We start from the raw sequence: 20130 nt of genomic DNA, 5'->3' as shown, positions 1-20130 counted from the left end.
CCTCCGCTAGTGCGCGACGGCGGCCGCGCCGTGCTCGTCGACCAGGGCACCGGTGGTGAAGCGGTCGAGGGTGAAGGGCGCGTTGTAGGGGTGCGGTTCGCCGGTGGCGACGGTGTGCGCGAAGCACCAGCCGACGCCCGGGGTGGCCTTGAAACCGCCGGTGCCCCAGCCGCAGTTGAGGTAGAGGTCCGTGACGGGGGTCAGGCCGACGATGGGGGAGGCGTCCGGGGTGGTGTCGACGATGCCGGCCCAGGTGCGCAGCATGTGGGCGCGGGCGAAGACGGGGAACAGCTCCAGGGCGGCGGCCATCTGGCGCTCCAGGATGTGGAACGCGCCGCGCTGGCCGTAGCCGTTGTAGCTGTCGATGCCGGCGCCCATGACCAGTTCGCCCTTGTGCGCCTGGGAGACGTACACGTGCACGGCGTTCGACATCACCACGGTCGGGTGGACGGGTTCGAGGAGCTCCGAGACCAGCGCCTGGAGGGGGTGGCTCTGCAACGGCAGCCGCAGTCCGGCCATGGACGCGAGCACGGAGGAGTGCCCGGCCGCCGCGAGGGCGACCTTTCCGGCGGCGATACGGCCGCGCGTGGTCCGCACCCCGCGCACCCGGCCGTCGACGATGTCGAGGCCGGTGACCTCGCAGTCCTGGATCAGGTCGATGCCGTACGCGTCGGCCCGGCGGGCGAAGCCCCAGGCCACGTAGTCGTGCTTGGCGATGCCCGCGCGCGGCTGGTAGGTGGCGCCGAGCACCGGATGGCGCACGTCGGGGGAGGTGTTGACGATGGGACAGACCTTGGCGACCTCGCCGGGCTCCAGCCACTCGGCGTCGATGCCGTTGAGCTGGTTGGCGTAGACGCGGCGCTTGCTGTCGCGGATGTCCTGGAGGGTGTGGGCGAGGTTGAGCACACCGCGCTGGCTGAAGAGGATGGGGTAGTCGAGGTCCTCTTCGAGGCTCTCCCAGAGCTTGAGGGAGTGCTCGTAGATGCCGGAGCTCTCGTCCCAGAGGTAGTTGGAGCGGATGATGGTGGTGTTGCGGGCCATGTTGCCGCCCGCGAGCCAGCCCTTCTCCAGGACGGCGACGTTGGTGATGCCGTGGTTCTTGGCCAGGTAGTAGGCGGTGGCCAGGCCGTGCCCGCCGCCTCCGACGATGACGACGTCGTACGACGGTTTGGGGTCGGGGTTGCGCCACAGGAACTCGGGGTGGTCGGGGAGGACGTCGCCGGGCGTGGCCGGAGCGGAACCGCCCGGCGTGGCGGGGGAGTTGGCGCGCGGGTGCATCACTGAGCAGCCTCCTCGGCCACGAGCTGCGGGTCGACGGGGGAACCGGGGTAGAGCGGGAAGCGGTCGGTCAGGACCTGGACGCGCCGGCGCAGCTCGGCGGCGACCTGGTCGTCGAAGCCGGGCAGGAACGCCGTGGCGACGATGTCGGCGACCTCCGTGAACTCCTCCGCCCCGAAGCCGCGGGCGGCCAGGGCCGGGGTGCCGATGCGGACACCGGAGCTGACCATCGGCGGGCGCGGGTCGAAGGGCACGGCGTTGCGGTTGACGGTGATGCCGACCCGGTGCAGCCGGTCCTCGGCCTGCTTGCCGTCGAGTTCGCAGTGGCGCAGGTCCACCAGGACCAGGTGCACATCGGTGCCCCCGGTCAGCACGCTGACCCCGGCCGCCTTCGTGTCCTCGGCCAGCAGCCGCTCGGCCAGGATCGCCGCCCCTTCCAGGGTGCGGCGCTGACGGTCCGCGAACTCGGGTCGGCCGGCCATCCTGAACGCCACGGCCTTCGCCGCGACGACGTGTTCGAGCGGGCCGCCCTGCTGGCCCGGGAACACCGAGGAGTTGATCTTCTTGGCGAGTTCGGCGGTGGACAGGATCACCCCGCCGCGGGGACCGCCGAGCGTCTTGTGGGTGGTGGTGGTCACCACGTGCGCGTGCGGTACGGGGGAGGGGTGCAGACCGGCGGCGACCAGTCCCGCGAAGTGGGCCATGTCGACCATCAGGTAGGCGCCCACCTCGTCCGCGACCCGGCGGAACTCCGCGAAGTCCAGGTGGCGGGGGTAGGCCGACCAGCCGGCCACGATCAGCTTCGGCCGGTGCTCGTGGGCGAGCCCCCGGACCTGCTCCATGTCGATGCGGTGGTCGTCCTCGCGGACCTGGTAGGCCGCCACCTTGTACAGGCGCCCGGAGAAGTTGAGCCGCATGCCGTGGGTGAGGTGGCCGCCGTGCGCCAGATCCAGGCCCAGGATCGTGTCGCCGGGCTGGAGCAGGGCGGCCATGACGGCCGCGTTGGCCTGCGCGCCGGAATGCGGCTGCACATTGGCGGCCTCGGCTCCGAACAGCTGCTTGATGCGGTCGATCGCGATCCGCTCGATGGCGTCGACGTGCTCGCAGCCGCCGTAGTAGCGGCGCCCGGGGTAGCCCTCGGCGTACTTGTTGGTCAGCACCGAGCCCTGGGCCTGCATGACGGCGAGCGGTGCGAAGTTCTCGCTCGCGATCATCTCCAGCGTGCCGCGCTGCCGGGCCAGCTCCGCGTCGATCGCCGTGGCGATCTCGGGGTCGAAGTCGTCGAGCCGAGCGCTGAGAACCGCGTATCGGGCCGCTTGCTGGTCGGGGGCGTGGGCAGTCATGAGAACTCCCTGGAGACCGACTGAAAGGCGACTGATATATCAACCTGTTGTTGCGATACGCTAAGAGGACGGATCGGCCGGCGTCAAGGGAGGGCTTCACGTGACTTCGTCGACCGTCGCTGGTCAGGACGCGGGTGGTCAGGGCACGGGGCAGGGCACCGGCCAGGGCGCTGGTCTGGGCACCGGAACGCTGGCCGATCAGGCCTATCGCGCCATCTCGGACCGCCTGGTGACCCTCCAGATCCGCCCCGGAGAACCCATCAACGACGAGCGGATCGCCGCCGAGCTCGGCTTCGGGCGCACGCCCGTCCGGGAAGCCCTCAAGCGACTGGAACACGAGCGCCTCATCGTCGCCTATCCCCGGCGCGGAACCTTCGCCACCGAGGTGCAGATCGCCGACCTCGGACACATCTCCGAAGTCCGCAGGCAGCTGGAGCCGCTCGCCGCGAGCATGGCGGCCGAACGCGCCGGCGAGGCCGCCCGCGGTGACCTCGAACGACTGCTGACACAGCTGGCGGACGCGTCCGACGGCGGCACGGACCTGATCCGGCTCGACATGACCGTGCACCGTGCCATCTACGCCGCGACCCGGAACCCCTACCTCGAGGACACCCTGGTCAGGTACGACAACCTGGCCACGCGGATCTGGTGCCTGTTCCTCGACCGGCTGCCGGGCCTGGCGGGCCACGTGCACGAGCACGGTCCCCTGCTGCGCGCCATCGTCGACGGCGACGCGGAGAAGGCCGCGGCCCTTGCCCAGGGGCACGTCGAAGGGTTCGAGGCGGCTGTCCGCGGCGTCATCTGAGTCGGCCGGGTCCCCGGAGCTGGGCGATCATGTAGCGGACACCGATCGGTCTCGGGGAACGGGCCGGACTGCCGGGCGGCACCGCTCGAAGCGGGCGCGACCGCGAACGGCGGCTACCGCATGGGTGCCGGCTGTTCTCCCGAGCCCCGGACGATCAGCCGGGTGGGCACGGTGATGGTGCGGGCCCGGGAGCGGTCGCCGTCGAGGCGGGCCAGGGCGGTGGCCGCGGCGCTGCGGCCGATTTCCTCGGGGTCCTGGGCGACCACGGTCAGGGCCGGTTCCAGCGCCTCGGCGAGCGACACGTCGTCGAAGGCGACGACGGCCACGTCCTTGCGCTTGCCGCGGGCGAGTTCGGCGACGATGCCCAGCGCCATGATGTTGTTGCCGGCGAACAGGGCGGTGGGGGGATCGGCCAGTTCGAGCAGCTGGGCGGTCGCGGCCTGTGCCCCCCGCTGGTCGTGTGCGCTGACGACGAGTGAGCGGTCGTAGGGGATGTCGGCCTCTTGCAGGGCCGAACGGTATCCGGCGAGGCGTTCGCGGCGGGTGTACAGCTTCACCGGCAGGTCACCGACGAAGCCGATGCGCCGGTGGCCGTGGGCGACCAGGTGGGCGACGCCGTCATGGGACCCCGCGCGGTTCGAGCTGACGATGCTGTCCGTGGACAGGCCCACTCCGGGCCGGTCGAGGAAGACCACGGGAAGCCCCGCCGTGCGGTGGGACTTGAGGTGGGCGTGGTCGGCGCCGACGGACGGCACGACGATCAGGATGCTGACGCGCCGGGCGAGGAACTTGTCCGTCAGGGCGCGTTCGCGGTCGGGGTCGTCCGCGGAGGAGCCCATGAGCAGGGTCAGTCCGCGTTCGCGGACGGTGTCCTCGATGGCGCGGGCCACGGCCCCGAAGAAGGGGTTGGCGAGGTCCGGGATGACCAGACCGATGGTGGTGTCCGGGCCGCCGACGCGGATGTTGCGTGCCATGAGGTTCGGCCGGAAGCCGAGCTTGGCCACTGCGGCGAGAACCTGTTCCCTGGTCTCGGCCGAGGCGGGTCCGTCCTCGTTGAGGACGCGGGAGACCGTCTTGGCGCTGACTCCGACTTCTCGGGCGACGTCGGCCAGGGTGGGTGGGCGGTTCGCTGCCATGGAGGAAACCGTCTCCTGTGAGCCCTCTGTTCCGACCGCGGCCTCGGCCGGAAACCGTGAGAGCTGTGTCGTGTTGTCAGGTGGCCTTTACTCCGGCGGCCTTCGCGGCCTCCGAGTCCGCTACGACAGTACCTCCGGCCTCGTCGACGCTGAGCGCGCCGGTCATGATGGCGACGACCTCGGCCATGGAGTAGTCGGAGGGCTTGATCAGCGCGGCGCGCCGGCCCAGCCGGTGGACGTGGATACGGTCGGCGATCTCGAAGACGTGCGGCATGTTGTGGCTGATCAGGACCACCGGCATGCCCTTGTCGCGGACCCGGCGGATGAGGTCGAGGACCTGGGCGGACTCCTTGACGCCGAGGGCGGCGGTGGGCTCGTCCATGACGACGACGGAGCGGGCCCAGGCGACGGAGCGGGCGACCGCGACGGCCTGCCGCTGTCCGCCGGAGAGGGTCTCGACCGACTGGGTGAGCGACCGCAGGCCGATCTTCAGGTCGGCCATGTGCTCGGCGGCCTCCTGGCGCATCCGCTTCTTGTCCAGCATGCGGAAGACGCTGCCGAGGACGCCGGGGCGGCGCAGTTCACGGCCGAGGAACATGTTGGAGGCGATGTCCATGGAGGCGGCCACGGCCAGGTCCTGGTAGACCGTCTCGATGCCGTGGGCGCGTGCGCTCTGCGGTCCGGAGAACTGGATGGGTTCGCCGTTCAGGCGGATCTCGCCGGCGTCGGGGACCACCGCGCCGGTGAGGGCCTTGATGAGGCTGGTCTTGCCGGCTCCGTTGTCGCCGATGACGGCGAGCACCTCACCGGGCATCAGGTCGAAGTCGGCGCCGTCGATGGCGGTGACATGGCCGTACCGCTTGACCAGACCACGGGCCTGGAGAACGGGCGTGGCGGCGGTGCCGGCGGAGGAGGTGGCGGTCATCGTGCCTTCTTCCGGGAGATCTGGTCGACGGTCACCGCGAGGATCACCAGGACGCCGGTGATCAGGGTCTGGTAGATGGAGGCGACCCCCATCAGCTGGAGGCCGTTGCGGAAGATGCCGACGATGAGAACGCCGATGAAGGTGCCCAGGACCGAGCCACGGCCGCCGAAGAGGCTGGTCCCGCCGAGGACCACGGCGGTGATGCTGTCGAGGTTGTCGGTCTGGCCCGCCTGCGGGTCGCCGACTCCGGTGCGGGAGATGAGCAGCAGGGCGGCGACGCCGTAGAGCAGGCCGGCCACGGTGTAGATGCCGATGGTCAGGCGGGAGGTGCGGATGCCGTTCAGCCGGGCCGCCTCCTGGCTGTTGCCCAGGGCGTAGACGTGCCGGCCCCAGCCGGTGCTGCTCAGCGCGTAGGCGAACACCAGGAACAGGGCGATCGTGACCAGCGAGCCGTAGGTGATGTCGGTGTGGCCGAGCGGGAAGGTCTCCCCGAGAGCGGTCAGCGGGCCGGGCAGGCTCGAGACGGTCTGTTCCTCGGAGTAGATGTGGGTCAGCGCGAACGCCACGTTGAGCATGCCGAGGGTCACGATGAACGGCGGCAGCGGGATCTTCTGCACCAGCAGCCCGTTGAGCAGGCCGAAACCACCGCACACGACCAGCCCCAGCGCGATGGCGAGCAGCGGGGGCAGGGAGCCCTCGGCCGCCATCTTGGCGATCACGATGCTGCCGAACGCCATCACGGCTCCGCAGGACAGGTCGATGCCCGCCGTGAGGATGATCAGGGTCTGCCCGATGGCGAGGGTGCCGACGACCATGACCTGCTGCACGATCAGGGAGAAGTTCCCCCCGGTGAGGAACTGGTCGGTCGAGAGGGAGAAGAAGACGCAGGCGATGATCAGGGCGGCCAGGGGTCCGGTGGTCGGTGCCGTGAGCAGTCTGCGGGCCGTGGTCGGTGCTTTCAGCTCCGCGTACGGCGTGGTCGTGGCTGTCATGCAGAGTCCTTGTCGGATTCCTTGTCGGAGGACAGGTGACCTTGCCGGTGGGCGAGGAGGGATGTCCTCGCCGCCGGACAAGGGGGGCGGCCGTCCCTGGTCGGGGAGTGGGGCCGGCCGCCCCGCTGAGGGGAGTCGTGGTGTCGTACGGTCCTCGGGCCGGCTCAGCCCCAGCAGTTCTCCAGGCCGAAGGCGGTGTCCTTGGACGTGACGCCCGCCTGCGCCTTGTCGGTGATCAGGTTGACGCCGGTGTCGGTGTAACCCGAGGCCTTCTTGCCGGTCTTGGCGTACGTCACGACGGCCTTGACGCCCTCGGCGGCCATCTTCAGCGGGTACTGCTGCGAGGTCGCGGCGATCTTGCCGTCCTTGACGGCCTGGGTACCGGTGCAGCCGCCGTCCACCGAGACGATCAGGACGTCCTTCTCACGGCCCTTGGCCTTCAGCGCGGTGTACGCGCCCAGAGCGGCCGGCTCGTTGATGGTGTAGACGAGGTTGATGCCGGGTTCCTTCTGGAGGCAGTTCTCCATCGCGGTCTGGCCCTTGGCCTGGTCGCCGCCGGTGTCCTGGGCGCAGGCGACGTCCTTGTCGGTGGCGCCGAAGCCCTTCAGGAAACCGTTGTGCCGCTGGACGCCGACGGAGACGCCGGGCGCCAGGTCGAGGGCGGCGATCTTCGCCTTCTTGCCCTTCATGGCGGCCTTGGCGTACTCGCCGATCAGCTGGCCGGCGTTGAGGTTGTTGGTGGCGAAGAGGGCGTCCACCGCGCTCTGCGGCTCGGTCGGGGTGTCCAGCGCGATGACGAGGACGCCCTTGGCACGGGCCTTCTGGATGGCCGGCACGATCGCCTTGGAGTCGCTCGGGGTGATCAGGATGCCCTTCACACCGGAGGCGACCATGTTCTCGATGGCGGTGACCTGACCGGCGTTGTCGCCGTCGAACTTGCCCGCCGCGGTGACCAGCTGGGCGCCGTCCGCCTTGGCGGCCTTCTCCGCGCCCTCCTTCATCTTCACGAAGAACGGGTTCGTGTCGGTCTTGGTGATCAGCCCGACCTTGACGGCGCCGGAGCCGGAGCTGGTGGAGCTCGACTTGGAGCCGGATCCGCAGGCCGTCAGGGTCAGGGCGGCGACGCCCGTGACCGCGGCGACTCTGAGCAGGGAGGAGGACAGACGAGTGGTGCGAGGCATGAACGACTCCTGTGGGATAGCGAGCGGCACGGGGTGGGTTCAGAGCATGTCGCCCGGGAGTGTCATCGTTGACTTATGTCATCGTTGACACCACCTGGCGAGGATGATGGACTCCGCATCCCGGCAACGTCAATGCCTTCCACCCGTCACAAATCGGCAACGTCCGTGGTCGTCACCCCTGCGCAGCCGGCCGGCAGCCGCGTCGTGAGGTGCCCGCGCCGTCCGATCCTTCCGAGAGAAGAGCAGCCCATGAGCCCGCGTCAGATCACGGTTTTGGGAGAGTGCGTCGCGGACGCCTTCGCCGAACCGGCGAGCGCCTCGAACGAACTCGCGCTGCGGGTGCTGCCGGGCGGCGGACCCGCGAACACGGCGGTGGCGTTGGCTCGTCTCGGCACTCCGGCCCGCTTCCTGGCCCGTCTGTCCGGTGATGTGTTCGGCCGTCTGTTCCGGGCTCATCTGGAGGCTTCCGGCGTGGACCTGTCGGCCGCCGTCGCGGCCGCCGAGCCGAGCACGCTGGCGGTCGCGGAACTGGACGCCCAGGGGCAGGCCGCGTTCTCCTTCCACGCGCAGAGCACGGCCGACTGGCAGTGGACGCCGGCCGAGCTGGCCGGGGTGGACCTGTCCGGGACCGCCTGTGTGCACACCGGATCCCTCGCGCTGGTCCGCGAGCCCGGCGCGGCGGTGGTCGAGGAGTTCCTGGCCGCGGCCGCCCCCCGGGCCACCATCAGCATCGACCCCAACGTCCGGCCGCTGCTCGTCCGGCCCGAGGTCTACCGCGCCCGGCTGGCGCACTGGTGCGGCCTCGCCGACGTACTGCGGCTGAGCGAGGACGACCTGGAACTCCTCCTGCCCGGAACCTCACCCGAGCGGGCGTGCGACATCTGGCACGCCGCCGGAGCTCGGCTGGTCGTGATCACCCGCGGCGCCGACGGCGTCCTGGCCTCGCTCGACGGCGAACGGGTGCGGGTGCCCGCCGTTCGGACGCGGGTGGTCGACACGGTCGGCGCCGGGGACTCCTTCACGGCCGGCCTGCTGCACCACCTCGGTACCCGCGGACACCTCGGCGGCAGGCTGACCGGCCTGGAGCTCGGCGAAGTGGCCGAAGCGTGTGCGTTCGGCACCCGGGTCGCGGCCCTGACCTGCTCGGTCGCCGGCCCCAATCCGCCATGGCGGAGCCGGCTGGCACAGCTCGCCACCGCCGAGGGCGCCTGACGGGCGCGTCTCCGGACCCGACGAGACCGACGAGACCGACGAGACCCGAGACCTGCGAACCGAGACCCGAGACCCGGGACCTGAGACCCGGGACCCGAGAACCAAGGACACGAGACCATGAAGAAGACCCTGCTCGCCGAGTTCACCGCCCGTGAGGGGGCGGAGGACGAGGTCTCCCGCCTGATCCGGGAGTACGCCCTGAAGGTGCGCGAGGAGGAGGGCAACCTCGTCTTCGACGTCTACACCAAGGAGTCGGCCCCGCGCGCCTACTGGATCTTCGAGGTGTACCGGGACGAGGACGCCTTCCAGGCGCATCTGAACGCCCCGTACGGCGGCCCGTTCAACGCCGCGCTCACCCCGCTGATCGAGGAGGACGCCTCCGTGCTGACGTTCCTCGCCCCGCTGCAGCAGTGACGGCCATCGGTTTTCTTCGCCGCCCCGACTCTGACCCCGAGACGGCGAAGTACCACCGATAGGGCGGAAACGAGAGGCACCTCATGGAATCGAGAACAAGGTGCCTCGCGACATCGAGCATAGCCGCCCCGGCTTACCGGGGATCGTGGGAACTTCCGCACGCGAGTCAGGCCGCGGGCCGTACGAGGCCCGTCTCGTAGGCGAAGGCCACGGCCTGGACGCGGGCGCGGGCGCCGATCTTGGCGAGGACGTTGCTGACGTGGGATTTCACCGTGGTCGGGGCGATGGACAGCCACTCGGCGATCTCGGCGTTGGACCGGCCGGAGGCGACGGCGACGAGGACGTCGCGTTCGCGTCCCGTGAGGCTGTCGAGCCCGGACGCGTGGGGGAGGGGACGGACGGTGTGCTGCTGCCGGACGGCGTCGATGAGCGCCCGCGTCAGACCGGGGGTGACGACGGCGTCTCCGGCCGCCACGACCCGCACGGCCGCGGTCAGCTCGTCCGGGGCGGCGTCGTCGAGGAGGAATCCGCGGGCCCCGGCGCGCAGGGCGGCGGGTGCGTATCCCTCCTGGCCGGCCGAGGTCAGCACCAGTACGCGCGGAGCGGAGCCCTGCCCGCCGGCGGATTCGGGAAGGCCGGGAAGGCGGGGCGGCCGTGCGATGCGCCGGATGGTGTCGATGCTGTCCGTGCCGGACAGCTGGCTCTCCATGAGGACGACGTCGGGACGGAACACGGTGCTCGCCCGCACCGCGTCCTGTCCGCCCGCCGCTTCCCCCACGACCGTCAGGCCGGGCTCGGGTGTCAGGAGCGTGCGCAGGGCGAGGCGTTGGAGGGATTGGCCGTTGACGACGAGTACGGAGACCATGTCCGTCTCCCGTTCCTAAACGAAACTGTTTCGTTCACCTTATACCCGAGGGGCCTCCATGGGTAGCGGCGCCACCGACGCTGTGCGGGGGCCGCCGCGGGGCGGCCCCCATGTGTGTCAGTTCGCGTTCGACGGGCCGAAGAACTCGATCTCGGCGATGGCCACCTGCCTGCTCGCGGAGGGCTGGTAGGCGGATTCGAGGGTGAGGCGGACCGCGGTGACCTCGCCGACCCGGAAGGCGCGGCGCTGGGCGCCCGCGCCCTGGTCGAGGGTGAGTTCCCGGGTCGTGGTCTTGCCGTCGGCCGTGGTGATACGGGCCTCGACGCGGTGCGGGAGGGCCGACTGGGAGAGTTGGTCGGCGTGGGTCGACGTCCCCGGTGTGATGATCAGGTCGAGGAGTCGGGTCGGCTGGTCGAAGCGGGCCTCGATCCACTGGCCCTGACCGGACTCCGCCACCCCCGGACCCCACCAGGTGTTGCTGAGCTTGTCGAAGGCCAGCCCTGGCTTGTGCCCGGGGTAGGAACGGGACGCGATGACCTTGTCCGGGGCGGCCGGGGCCCGCTTGACGAAGTGGTCGCGGGTCGCCTGGACGCCCTTGGGGATGTTGATGACCAGGACGATCAGAAGGGTCAGCACGAGCGCCGCCCCGAGCCAGCTCAGTACGCGGTCGAAGGCGCGGCGCAGCCGCGGGCGGTCGCCGGCCCACGGGGCCTCGCGGTTGCCGGCCCCCCACAGCCGGCGCCACCACGGAAGGCGCGCGGGGGTGCGGGCCTCCCCGGCCATGGGCATCGCGCACCGGGCGCAGTAGTGCCGGTCGGGCCGGTTGCGCGTGGCGCACCAGGGGCACGGGACCCCGCCGTCCGCGCCGAGTTCCTCACCCGGGGCCCGCACGGCCTGCGGGCGCTGCGCGGCCGGACGGCCGGGCAGCACCGGGGCGACGGAAGGGGACGCGGCGGGGCGCGGGTCCGGGTCGGAGACGGGCACGAGGAGCAGGCGGGCACGGTCGGTCAGACCGTCCGCGGCGCCGGCGGCCGACGCCGGGGCCGCGCTGGGTACGGGCTCGGTGGGGGCGGTGTCGTCCAGGGGAGCGGGGCCGGTGGGGCGGGTGCCGGCGGGTGAGGGAACCGTGTCGGGGACATCGGGCGCGGCGGTGGTCCCGCCGGCGCTTCCACCGCCGTCGTCCGCGTCGGCGAGCGCGGCCGGGGCCGGTTCCGGGGCGGTGCCGGACTCCCCGCTCGCCGTGGCCGAGCCCAGCAGGTCCCGCGGGGTGGGCGCCAGGCCCGCACCGCCGTCCCGGCGGGAGAACGCGTCCCAGCCGGGGCCCGCGTCGGCCGGCGGGCCGGGTGCCGGGCCGGGTGCGGACGCCGCAGCGGGGGCGGGGACGGTCCGCCCGGCCGAGGGCGCGGTGAGCCGCGCCTCCCGCGAGCCGCCGTCGGCAGCCGTGCCGGGACCGTCCGCCGTACCGGGACCGTCCGCCGTACCGGGCCGACTCGTCGAGCCGGTCCCCGAGTCGCCTGCCGTTCCTTCGGCGGAGCGGGCCGCGGTCGTGTCGGGCCGGGTCGCCAGGGCGCCGCCCAAGTCGTCCGCCGGTCCGTCGCCGGGGCGGGGCCCGGATCCGCCGGCCGATGCCGTCGCTGCACCGTCGGCCGCCCGGGACCCAGCCTGGCCGGTCCAGCTCAGCACCGCCCCGCAGGCGTCGCAGAACGACTGCCCCGGTTCCGCGCGGGTGCCGCATTCGGCGCAGTTCTGGGTGGTCGTCATCTCTCCGGGGTCCTTTCGGCGGGTCGGGCGGTGTCCGCGGCGGTCACCTGGACCGTGTACGGCATGTGGGCGGGACGGGCGGCGGCCACCAGGGTGTCCAGGCGGTGCCGGTCGGCGGGGGTCGGGTCGGGCAGCCGCAGCCGGACGTGCAGCCGGGGGCGCGGCTCGCCGGGCACGGCGCCGAGCGGGCGGGCGCTCCAGTCGGCGCCCCCGCTCTCGCTGATCTCCGGCTCCACACCGAACGCCAGCCGCACCGCCTCGGCCAGCCCGCGCCGGGTGCCGCGGATGCGGTGCAGATGCGCGGCGGCGGCCACGGCGGCCCGCAGCAGCGGCTCGGGTTCGCCGCCGTCGGTCTCCGCGCCGACCCAGACGCCGAGCCACCGGGCGAAGTCGAGCGGGGCGAGGGACGGCCGGAAGTAGGTGTCCAGGCAGTCCAGCACGCTGTGGATCGGCGCGATCACCTCGTCGAGACCGGCGACGAACCGCTGGGCCAGATCGTCGTCGGCGAACACGGCGGGCAGCATCATGCCGATCGGCGCGGAGGAGCCCAGACCATCGATGGAACCTCTCATCAGGAGCCGTCCCCGATCACCCGGACGCGATGGTCGAACGAGAAGACCAGCGACGGCGGCGACAGGTCGATGCGGTCGGTCGCCTCCCCGCGCTTGCCGGTCAGCGGGTCGGCGGGATGCAGGACCACCTGGTCGACCAGCTCCACCCCCGGCACGCGCTGGAGCACCGCGAACACCTCACCGGACTGCACGGGCCGCCCGAACGGCCAGCCCTTCCCGTCCGCCCCACCGGTCAGCGGGTCGAGGTGCCGGTAGAGCGCGTCGTGCGCCTCCCGCCGCACCCGGTCGGTGTCGGCGCCCCGGAAGGCGTGCACCGTGGCGACCACCGTCACGCCCTGGTAGTACGGCGGCCCCACCGCCAGCCGGGTCCCGATCAGCCGCCGTTCGTCCAGATGCCGGGTGATGCGGTCCAACAGGGCGTCCCCGGGGACCAGTTGCTCGAAGCGCAGCCGCCCGCCGGGGTCCGCGACCGCCTGCGGGACGACCAGGACCCGTACCGCGTACGCCCCGTGCTCGCCCTCCTCGCCCTCCAGGCAGGTGATGCGCGCGGTCTCGGGGGCGGCGCGGCGGGCCAGTTCCTCGTAGTCGCGCAGGGTCACCGCCCGTTCCTGGGCGCGCAGGGTGATCGGCGCGCGGACCTTCGCCTCCTCGACCGTCTCCCCGTCGACCCCGCCGCGCGCGGCCTCCCGGTTGACGACCTCGGAGACGTACGGGATGGAGGTGCGCAGGATCTGCACGGCGCCCCGGGCCACGTTGCCCGCGCGGCCACCGCCGGTGCGGTAGCGGCGGGCGCGGACCGGGGAGCCCTTGGGGGCGACCATGCCGTACTGGCGCAGCGAGCCGTCGGGTTCGCGCACGGCCGGGCCGAAGGCGATCTCGCCGGTCGTGGCGTCGAGGGTGATGTGCCGGTCGTACGGGCCCGAGGCCGCGAAGTGCGGCACGACCCGCCAGTCCACCCACCCGTCGTGCTCGGCGGTCTGGAGCAGCACCGGCGGTTCGTCGCCGACCACGGGCGCGTGCGCGAGCCGCAGCCGCTGCCCGGGCAGCCCGGTGGCCTCGCCGAGCGCCTCGTCGTACACCGTCTCGGCGTGGACGACGGAGGTGGTGCCGCCGATCGTGAAGGCCTCGGCGGCCCGGACGGTGGGGGAGGTGGTGTAGAAGGGCTGGCCGGGCAGGGGTTCGGTGACCCGGCAGCGGATCCAGCCCGCCTCCTGGCCGGCGTTGCGGGACAGGACGTGCCCGCCGGGGACGTGCAGCACCACCTCGCCCGGGCGGTTGAGGCCGCCAGTGCCGTCCAGGTCGACCTCGCAGGGCTGCCAGCCGTCCGCGGTCCACGCCTCCCACACCAGCGGCGGCTGCCGCGGGTCCACGCCGACACCGTCGACCCGGCTGTCCAGGTCCAGGGCGAGCGCGCAGTGCGGCACGGCCGCCGTCAGGCCGAGCAGCATGCAGTCGCCGGGGTCGGGGGACTCCGAGAAGCAGAGCAGGTCCTTGTCCTCCTCGGCGAGGTCGTGCGTGCGCTCCACCGCCGCCGCACCCCGGTGCTGCACCAGCAGATGACGCAACTCGCAGGGCACCACGCTCAGTTCGCGCTCGGTGGCGAAGACGACCGCCTCCTCGCTCTCGGTGCGCACGGTGGCGACCTCGGTGCCCACCGGCACGGAGATCGGCTCCTCCTGCGGCGCCGAGAGCCAGAACGTCACGTCCGTGCGGGCGGCGGACGGCGGAAACAGGGTGATCCCCACCAGGTCCAGGAACGCCAGGTGGTTCTTCTCCGGCACCCGGTTGAGCCGGTAGACGATCTGGTCGGCCATGTGGGCGACCGTCTCGACGAGGGTGACGCCGGGGTCGGAGACGTTGTGGTCGGTCCACTCCGGGGCGCGCTGCTGGATGTAGCGCTTGGCGTCGTCGACGAACTGCTGGAAGCGGCGGTCGTCGAGGTTGGGGGAGGGCAGGGCCATCAGCGGTCGCTTTCCGGAGCCGGGGAGTTGCCGTGAGCCGGGGAGGTGCCGTCCGGCTCGTCGTGGGACGGAATGACGTAGAACGGGAAGACCAGGCTGCGCGGGTTGTTGGTGCCGCGGATCGAGTAGCGGACGTCGATGTACAGCACGCTCTGGTCGGAACCGGCCGAGACCTCGACGTCGTCCACCTCGATGCGCGGCTCCCAGCGGTCCAGGCTCACGTGCACCTCGTGCTGGATGCGGCCCGCGGTCTGCTCGTTGACCGGCGCGAACACCAGGTCGTGGATCGCGCAGCCGAAGTCGGGCCGCATCGGGCGCTCGCCCGGCGCGGTGGACAACACCAGCCGGATCGCCTCCTCGACCTCCCGCTCCCCGCTGACCAGGGCGATCCCGCCGGTCGGCCCGATGCGCAGCGGGAACGACCAGCCGGACCCGACGAACTGTTCGGCCATCAGGACCACACCCCGCCTTCCAGGGTCACGGAGACGGTCACGGGATCACCATCGGCACGGGGATGGTGGTGACGCCGAACGTGGGGGACGCCACCAGGGTGGTCGGCGCCTTGATCGTCGTGTTGACGGCCGACGAGATCTGCACGGTCGCCCCGCCGGTGAGGTTCGCCGCGCCCGCGGCGCTCAGGTTCAGGGCGCCCACGGCGTTCACCCCGATCTCACCCGCGGCCCGCACGTTGACCATGCCGCCGCCCTGGATGCTGAGCGGACCGCCGCTCTTGATGGTCAGACTGCGGCGGGCGCTCAGCGTCAGATCGCCGCCCGCCTCGACCGACACCGACCGGCTGCCCTTGATCGTGACGTCACCCCTGCTGTCCACGACGATCTCGGTCTTCGTCCGGTCCAGGTTGATGACCAGCTGCTTGTCGCCGGACGTCAGCCGGACGCCCTGCCTGCGGCCGCCGGTCTTCTGGCTGAGCAGGTCCAGACGGTTGCCGTCCCGGTCGGAGACGGTGTGCCGGCTCGCCTTCTTGCGCACGGTGTCGTGCAGCGGCACGTCACTGACGACGGTCGGCTTGTCCTTGCCGTTGTAGAGCCCGCCGATCACGAACGGATGGTCGAGGGCTCCCCGGTCGAACGCGACGAGCACCTCGTCGTTGACGTCCATCGGGAAGATGCCGCCGCCGCCGAGGCCGCCCAGCTGCACCGTCCGCGTCCAGTCGCTGACGTAGCTGTCGTCCAGCCACGGGAACTGCAACCGGACCCGCCCCTGCTTGAGCGGGTCGTTCACGTCGGTGACCAGGGCGTTGGCCACGCTGGGCAGCCGGGGCGCGGTGTCCGCGCCGCCGGAGCTGAGCCCGTACAGCGAACGCCACTGCCGTCCGCTGACCGTCACCCAGGCCTCGTAGTGCTTGCCGTCGCCGAAGACGTGCCGTACGGAGGTGACGGTGTACTTGCCCTCGAACGGCTTGCCCACATCGGCGAGTGCCACCGGAACTCCCGGACGCAGCTTGGGATTTCCACGGGCGACGACCTCCAGCTCGGCGAACGCGCCGGTGACGTCGTCGGCGAGGGCGTCCGCGGCGAATTTCACCTCGTTCTGCTTGTCGTAGGGCGTGCCCGTGTCGACGAGCTTGGCCGTCCTGAACTTCCCGGCCGCGGCGCCCGGCGTGGTCCCGATGCCGATACCCGGGTTGTCGGTCGCGGGCGCGGTGGCGGTGAGCTTCTTCTTGGTGGTCACGTCCCACCCGCGCGACTCGACCCTGCCGACCTGGTCGGCTGCCGTGACCGCGGCCCGCAGCCGCAGGATGTCGTGCCCTGCCTGGAGCACGAACGGGCTCTTGTCGCCGTCGGTCTTCGGCGAGGGTGCGCCGGAAGCCGACTTGGGCTTCACGAACTGGAACCTGCCGTCCGCGTCCACCGACATCACCATCTCGTTCTCGTCGGCGAGCCGCGCGAGGAAGTCCCAGTCGGTGACGTTGGACTGGCTGATGAACTCGTACACCGTCCGCGTCGACTCGATCCGCCCGACCGGTACCCCGTCCTGGGCGGCCAGCTTCCGGGCGATGTCGGAGGCGCTCTGGTTGCGGTAGGCGGCCACCCGGCGCTGCCGCAGCAGGCGGTGCCCGAAGTCGTAGCCGCGGATCACGGTGAAGGTGCCGGTGCCGTCGTAGTCGGCCTCCAGACCGGTCACCTCGCCCGTCAGCAGCGGATCGGAGGCGCCCTGCCCGTCGGCGACCGGAGCGAGGACGACCTGGGTGCCGAAGGTGACGCCCAGCTTGCCGAGGATCAGCCGGTACGGGTCCCGGAAGGTCAGCCGGAACGCGGCCGGCACGCCGACGCCCTGGTCGACGTAAGCGTCGACGAGGGCCCGGGCGACCTCGGGGGGCAGCTTGGCGCCGCCGATCCTCACCTCGACGACGTTCGAGAACGCGGACCGCACCATCAGGCACGCACCTCCTCGGCGGCGGGCAGCACGAGCTCGGTGCCGGTCGGCAGGTGCGCGGGATCGTCGATGCCGTTGGCCTCGGCGATGGCCCGCCAGGCGGCCGCGTTGCCGTACTCCCGCCAGGCCAGCGACTGGAGCGAGTCGCCCGCGACGACCCGGTGCACGCGCTGCGCGGTGAGCGCGCCCGACGTCGGGTTCTGCCCGTTGGTCTTGCCGGGGATCTCGTTCAGTTGCAGCCGGCAGGTGGCCCGGATGGGCACGCCGGTCGTCCCGAAGAGCGAGTAGGTGGCCTCCACGGAACTGACGTAGGCCGTGAACCGGGCGGTGGAGAAGGACCCCCACTGGAGCACCACCCAGGGGGGCGACGGCTGCTTCGCGGCGATGCTCTTGGCCGTCACCTCGCAGCAGTCGAGCAGCGACTCCACCTTCTTCAGCACGGTGTTGCTGCTCGGCTCGTCGGAGGAGTCGAGGAAGATCTCCACGCTCATCTCCCGCGGCCGGGAGCCCATGAACTCCGGCAGGGAGCCGTCCCGTTCGATCTGCGCGGGGGTGGTCTTCCACTCGGCGTGCCGGGTCAGCGACAGCTGCGCCGGATTGAAGTCAAAGCCGAACGTCTTGATGATCCCGCCGGGGGTCGTGCTGTCGCCGACGGGGGGTTCGTGGATCGCGAGCGTGGCGCGCACGAGGCTCTTGCCGGCGCCGCCCTTGCTGCCCTTGGCCATGCTGGTCCGTCCCCTCAGCCCGTTCAGTCCGTGAACCCGTGGTGGGCGATCTCCAGCACCTCGGTCGCCACGGCCGGGCCGGCGGGGTCGAGGGTGGGACCGGTCCAGCTCACCGGCAGTACGTCGATCAGCCCCCAGCGGGCCACTTCGGAACCGTCCGCGCGCAGCGCCGCGATCTGGGCGGTGGGCCGCTTGATCCCCGTCTGCACGGACGAGATCCACTTGGCGACCTTCGTGGTGTCCGGGGTGAGCGGGCGGGTCAGCCGGATCGTGGAGAACGTGACACGGGTCGGCAGCTGCCAGACGAAGCCGTTGTTGCCGCCCTCCTGGCGGTGCTCGACCTCCACCTGCGACGACAGCCCCTCGCATCCGTTGAAGTAACCGAGGCTCTCGCCGTCGATGCTGAGGCTGAACCAGATGGTGGAGCCCGGGTCCTGGCGGGACATCGAGGGGGGCCTTTCTGTCGTTCCTGTCGTTTTGTCGTTCCTGGTCGGCCTGGGTGGGCCGGTCAGCGACGGGGGTCGCGCAGCTTGCCGATCCGTTCGCGGTCCAGGCGGAGTTCGGTGCGGATCAGACGGGTGATGCGGCCGATGATCCGGTGCACCAGTTCGTCCAGCTGGAAATCGGTCAGCTCCCTCGGGTCGAAGGCACCCGGCGCGATTGCCGCGTACTCGGGCGGGGGTGGTTCACCGGGAGACGGTGTGTACGGGGGTGGAGCGGCTGCTTGGGCCGTGTACGGGGGCGGCGGCGCGGTTGCCGTCCGGCGGGTGACGGGCGGCGTGGGCAAGGCGCCGGCGACGGTCGCCGCCGCGGCGGCTGCCAGGGCCCCGGTGGCCGAGCCCTTGGGCGGCTTCTTCGCCCTCTTTCCGAAACGCTGGACCACGGGGAGGGGCGGGGTGGAGGCGGTGGGCGGGGCGGTGCCTTGAGGCGTGGCGGTGCCCTGAGGCGTGGTGGTGCCTGGAGGCGGGGGCGGCGTGAGAGGGGCTACCGGAAGTGGGGTACGGCCGGTGGGGGCGGGGGAGCGGGGGGTGACCGCGTGCCGGGTGGCTGAGCGTTGCACGGTGGTTGGGCTCGGCGTCGAGGCCGGTTGCGGTACGGCCGGGGGGAGGACGGGGGGTGGGGTCGGGGTGGGGGCTGGGGGACGGGCAGGGGCCGGGGCCGTAGGGGCTGGTGTGTCGACGAGGCGCGTCGCGTCGGCGGGTGGGGTGGTCATGGGAACGCCGAGGGGGGAACGGCGGGGGGCGGCAGCCGGGGGTGCGGCGGGCGTGGTCGGCGTGGCGGGCGTGGTCGTGGTGGCGTGGGGGACCCGCTGGACCACGGGTGGAACTGCGGACGGGGAGTTGGGGGTGTCCGGGGCGTTTACCGGTGCGGGGGCGGATGCGCTCGGCTGGACGGACGGGGTCTCGGGGGAGGCGGGCAGCGAGGAGATCGGTGCGCCCAGGCCGACGCGGGGCGTGCGGCGGGGCGCACTGCGCTGGATGGCGGGTGTCGCGCCGGCCACGGGCTGAACCGGCTCGGCGACCGGTCGGGCGGGCTGCTCCGCCGGTCGTTGCGCGGGAGCGGGCGCGCTGTCGGCCGGCGCCGTCGTCCGCTGGACGGGGTGTGTGTTCACGTCTGGCGCGACCTGCTGTGCGTCCAGCACCGACCGGGGTCGGGGAGCGGCCGTGGAGGCGGGAGGCGCTGCGCCGGGGTCGGCGGTGCGCGCTTGGGGGCGGTAAGCCGGTCGTCGGACGGCGGCAGGGGTCACGCCGGGGTGGGCGGTGCCCGGTCGGAGGCTGTCCGGCGACGCGGTGCCGGGCCGGAGGGCGTTGACGCTCGGCTGCCGTTGCACGACGGGCGGGGTTTCGTCGCGGCCGGTCGGCGCGGGTGGAGCCGGGGACGCTGCGGCCGTGGCGGGGAAGCTTCCCGGGGCATGCTCGGTGCCGCCGGAGTCCTCGTCCCGGGTCGCCGTCGCCGGTGCGGTGTGATCGTTGCCCGCTGCCGGGGGGCTGGGCCGGGGGCCTGGGGGAGACACGGGGGCCGGGCCGCCGGTCAGGGATCGCTGTACGGGGAGGCCATCGGCTGCCGCACCGCTGGACGCCACGATGTCACCGGACGACAGCGCCGCCCGCTGGACGGTGGGCGCGGCCTCGGTGCGGTGGGCCGCCGGGGCCGGGGTGTCGTCCGGTGATGGCGTGGGTGATCCGCTTGTGGATGCGGGGGGCCGTCGCTGGGCGGTGGGTGCGGGCTCGGCATGGTGCTTCGTGCCGGCCGGGGGGTGGTTCGGCGCCGGCGTGGGCGGTTCGCTTCGGTGTTGGGCTGTTGGCGCGGTGGGCGTGGTGCCGTTCCTGGCTGCGGAGGGCCGTCGCTGGATGGCGGGGGCGGTCTCGGCGCGGTGGGCCGCGTTGTCCTGGCCGTCGGGCGTCGGTGTTGTGCGGGATCCGCTCGTGGGTGTGGCGGGGCGGTGTGGGACGGCGGGTGCGGGTGCGGCGCGGTGGGCCGCGTTGTCCTGGCCGTCGGGCGTCGGTGTTGTGCGGGATCCGCTCGTGGGTGTGGCGGGGCGGTGTGGGACGGCGGGTGCGGG

Annotated in this window: 19 protein-coding genes; 4 read left to right on the top strand and 15 right to left on the bottom strand. The window is 72.3% G+C overall.

The window, feature by feature from the left end; genetic code table 11:
• Positions 1-6 precede the first annotated feature (6 nt).
• Both ACFY01_RS34295 and glyA read right to left on the bottom strand, forming a co-directional pair.
• Complete coding sequence (locus ACFY01_RS34295; protein ID WP_390739669.1) at positions 7-1278, bottom strand: sarcosine oxidase subunit beta family protein; 1272 nt, start codon at positions 1276-1278, stop codon at positions 7-9.
• Positions 1278-2621 carry a serine hydroxymethyltransferase gene (gene glyA / locus ACFY01_RS34290; protein ID WP_390739668.1) on the bottom strand — a complete coding sequence of 448 codons (1344 nt, stop codon included), beginning with the start codon at positions 2619-2621 and terminating at the stop codon, positions 1278-1280. Before glyA ends, ACFY01_RS34295 begins: the two co-directional genes overlap by 1 nt.
• Positions 2622-2796: 175 nt before the next feature.
• Between glyA and ACFY01_RS34285 the strand changes: the two genes are divergently transcribed.
• Positions 2797-3426 (top strand): GntR family transcriptional regulator, encoded by a 630-nt coding sequence (locus ACFY01_RS34285; protein ID WP_390739749.1) that lies wholly within the window; start codon positions 2797-2799, stop codon positions 3424-3426.
• Positions 3427-3539: 113 nt separating this feature from the next.
• On the opposite strand, the gene ACFY01_RS34280 is transcribed toward ACFY01_RS34285, so the two are convergent.
• The 4 genes from ACFY01_RS34280 to ACFY01_RS34265 form a co-directional block, all read right to left on the bottom strand.
• Positions 3540-4562, bottom strand: coding sequence for a LacI family DNA-binding transcriptional regulator (locus tag ACFY01_RS34280; RefSeq protein ID WP_390739667.1), 1023 nt, complete (start codon positions 4560-4562; stop codon positions 3540-3542).
• Positions 4563-4638: 76 nt separating this feature from the next.
• Complete coding sequence (locus ACFY01_RS34275) at positions 4639-5487, bottom strand: ATP-binding cassette domain-containing protein (protein WP_390739666.1); 849 nt, start codon at positions 5485-5487, stop codon at positions 4639-4641.
• The gene (locus tag ACFY01_RS34270) at positions 5484-6479 is read right to left on the bottom strand and encodes an ABC transporter permease (protein ID WP_390739665.1); all 996 of its coding nucleotides are present in this window, start codon (positions 6477-6479) and stop codon (positions 5484-5486) included. Before ACFY01_RS34270 ends, ACFY01_RS34275 begins: the two co-directional genes overlap by 4 nt.
• 164 nt (positions 6480-6643) lie before the next feature.
• Entirely contained in the window at positions 6644-7660 is a 1017-nt protein-coding gene (locus ACFY01_RS34265) for a substrate-binding domain-containing protein (RefSeq protein WP_390739664.1), read from the bottom strand.
• A gap of 249 nt (positions 7661-7909) precedes the next feature.
• On the opposite strand from ACFY01_RS34265, the gene ACFY01_RS34260 reads away from it, so the two are divergent.
• Both ACFY01_RS34260 and ACFY01_RS34255 read left to right on the top strand, forming a co-directional pair.
• Positions 7910-8872 (top strand): carbohydrate kinase, encoded by a 963-nt coding sequence (locus tag ACFY01_RS34260; protein WP_390739663.1) that lies wholly within the window; start codon positions 7910-7912, stop codon positions 8870-8872.
• Positions 8873-8989: 117 nt separating this feature from the next.
• The gene (locus ACFY01_RS34255; protein WP_390739662.1) at positions 8990-9286 is read left to right on the top strand and encodes a putative quinol monooxygenase; all 297 of its coding nucleotides are present in this window, start codon (positions 8990-8992) and stop codon (positions 9284-9286) included.
• Positions 9287-9452: 166 nt separating this feature from the next.
• Here the strand turns inward: ACFY01_RS34255 and ACFY01_RS34250 are convergent, their stop codons facing one another.
• From ACFY01_RS34250 to ACFY01_RS34210, 9 genes are all read right to left on the bottom strand, one after another.
• Entirely contained in the window at positions 9453-10151 is a 699-nt protein-coding gene (locus ACFY01_RS34250; RefSeq protein ID WP_390739661.1) for a LuxR C-terminal-related transcriptional regulator, read from the bottom strand.
• 117 nt (positions 10152-10268) lie between these two features.
• On the bottom strand, positions 10269-11912 hold the full coding sequence (locus tag ACFY01_RS34245) for an NADase-type glycan-binding domain-containing protein (protein ID WP_390739660.1): 1644 nt from the start codon (positions 11910-11912) through the stop codon (positions 10269-10271).
• On the bottom strand, positions 11909-12484 hold the full coding sequence (locus ACFY01_RS34240; protein WP_390739659.1) for a phage tail protein: 576 nt from the start codon (positions 12482-12484) through the stop codon (positions 11909-11911). The genes ACFY01_RS34245 and ACFY01_RS34240 overlap by 4 nt, the downstream gene beginning before the upstream one ends.
• Complete coding sequence (locus tag ACFY01_RS34235; RefSeq protein ID WP_390739658.1) at positions 12484-14445, bottom strand: putative baseplate assembly protein; 1962 nt, start codon at positions 14443-14445, stop codon at positions 12484-12486. Before ACFY01_RS34235 ends, ACFY01_RS34240 begins: the two co-directional genes overlap by 1 nt.
• Positions 14445-14897 carry a GPW/gp25 family protein gene (locus ACFY01_RS34230; RefSeq protein ID WP_390739657.1) on the bottom strand — a complete coding sequence of 151 codons (453 nt, stop codon included), beginning with the start codon at positions 14895-14897 and terminating at the stop codon, positions 14445-14447. Before ACFY01_RS34230 ends, ACFY01_RS34235 begins: the two co-directional genes overlap by 1 nt.
• A 37-nt stretch (positions 14898-14934) precedes the next feature.
• Entirely contained in the window at positions 14935-16842 is a 1908-nt protein-coding gene (locus tag ACFY01_RS34225; RefSeq protein ID WP_390739656.1) for a VgrG-related protein, read from the bottom strand.
• Positions 16842-17567: a LysM peptidoglycan-binding domain-containing protein gene (locus tag ACFY01_RS34220; RefSeq protein ID WP_390739655.1), complete on the bottom strand. Its 726-nt coding sequence runs from the start codon at positions 17565-17567 to the stop codon at positions 16842-16844. Before ACFY01_RS34220 ends, ACFY01_RS34225 begins: the two co-directional genes overlap by 1 nt.
• A 23-nt stretch (positions 17568-17590) precedes the next feature.
• The gene (locus ACFY01_RS34215; RefSeq protein ID WP_390739654.1) at positions 17591-18013 is read right to left on the bottom strand and encodes a phage tail protein; all 423 of its coding nucleotides are present in this window, start codon (positions 18011-18013) and stop codon (positions 17591-17593) included.
• 62 nt (positions 18014-18075) lie between these two features.
• Entirely contained in the window at positions 18076-18450 is a 375-nt protein-coding gene (locus ACFY01_RS34210) for a hypothetical protein (RefSeq protein WP_390739653.1), read from the bottom strand.
• 328 nt (positions 18451-18778) lie between these two features.
• On the opposite strand from ACFY01_RS34210, the gene ACFY01_RS34205 reads away from it, so the two are divergent.
• Positions 18779-19075 (top strand): hypothetical protein, encoded by a 297-nt coding sequence (locus ACFY01_RS34205; protein ID WP_390739652.1) that lies wholly within the window; start codon positions 18779-18781, stop codon positions 19073-19075.
• Positions 19076-20130 lie beyond the last annotated feature (1055 nt).

It is taken from the genome of Streptomyces sp. NPDC001480, from assembly GCF_042894725.1.
GTDB lineage: Bacteria > Actinomycetota > Actinomycetes > Streptomycetales > Streptomycetaceae > Streptomyces.
This window is presented reverse-complemented; position numbering and strand designations above follow the sequence as displayed.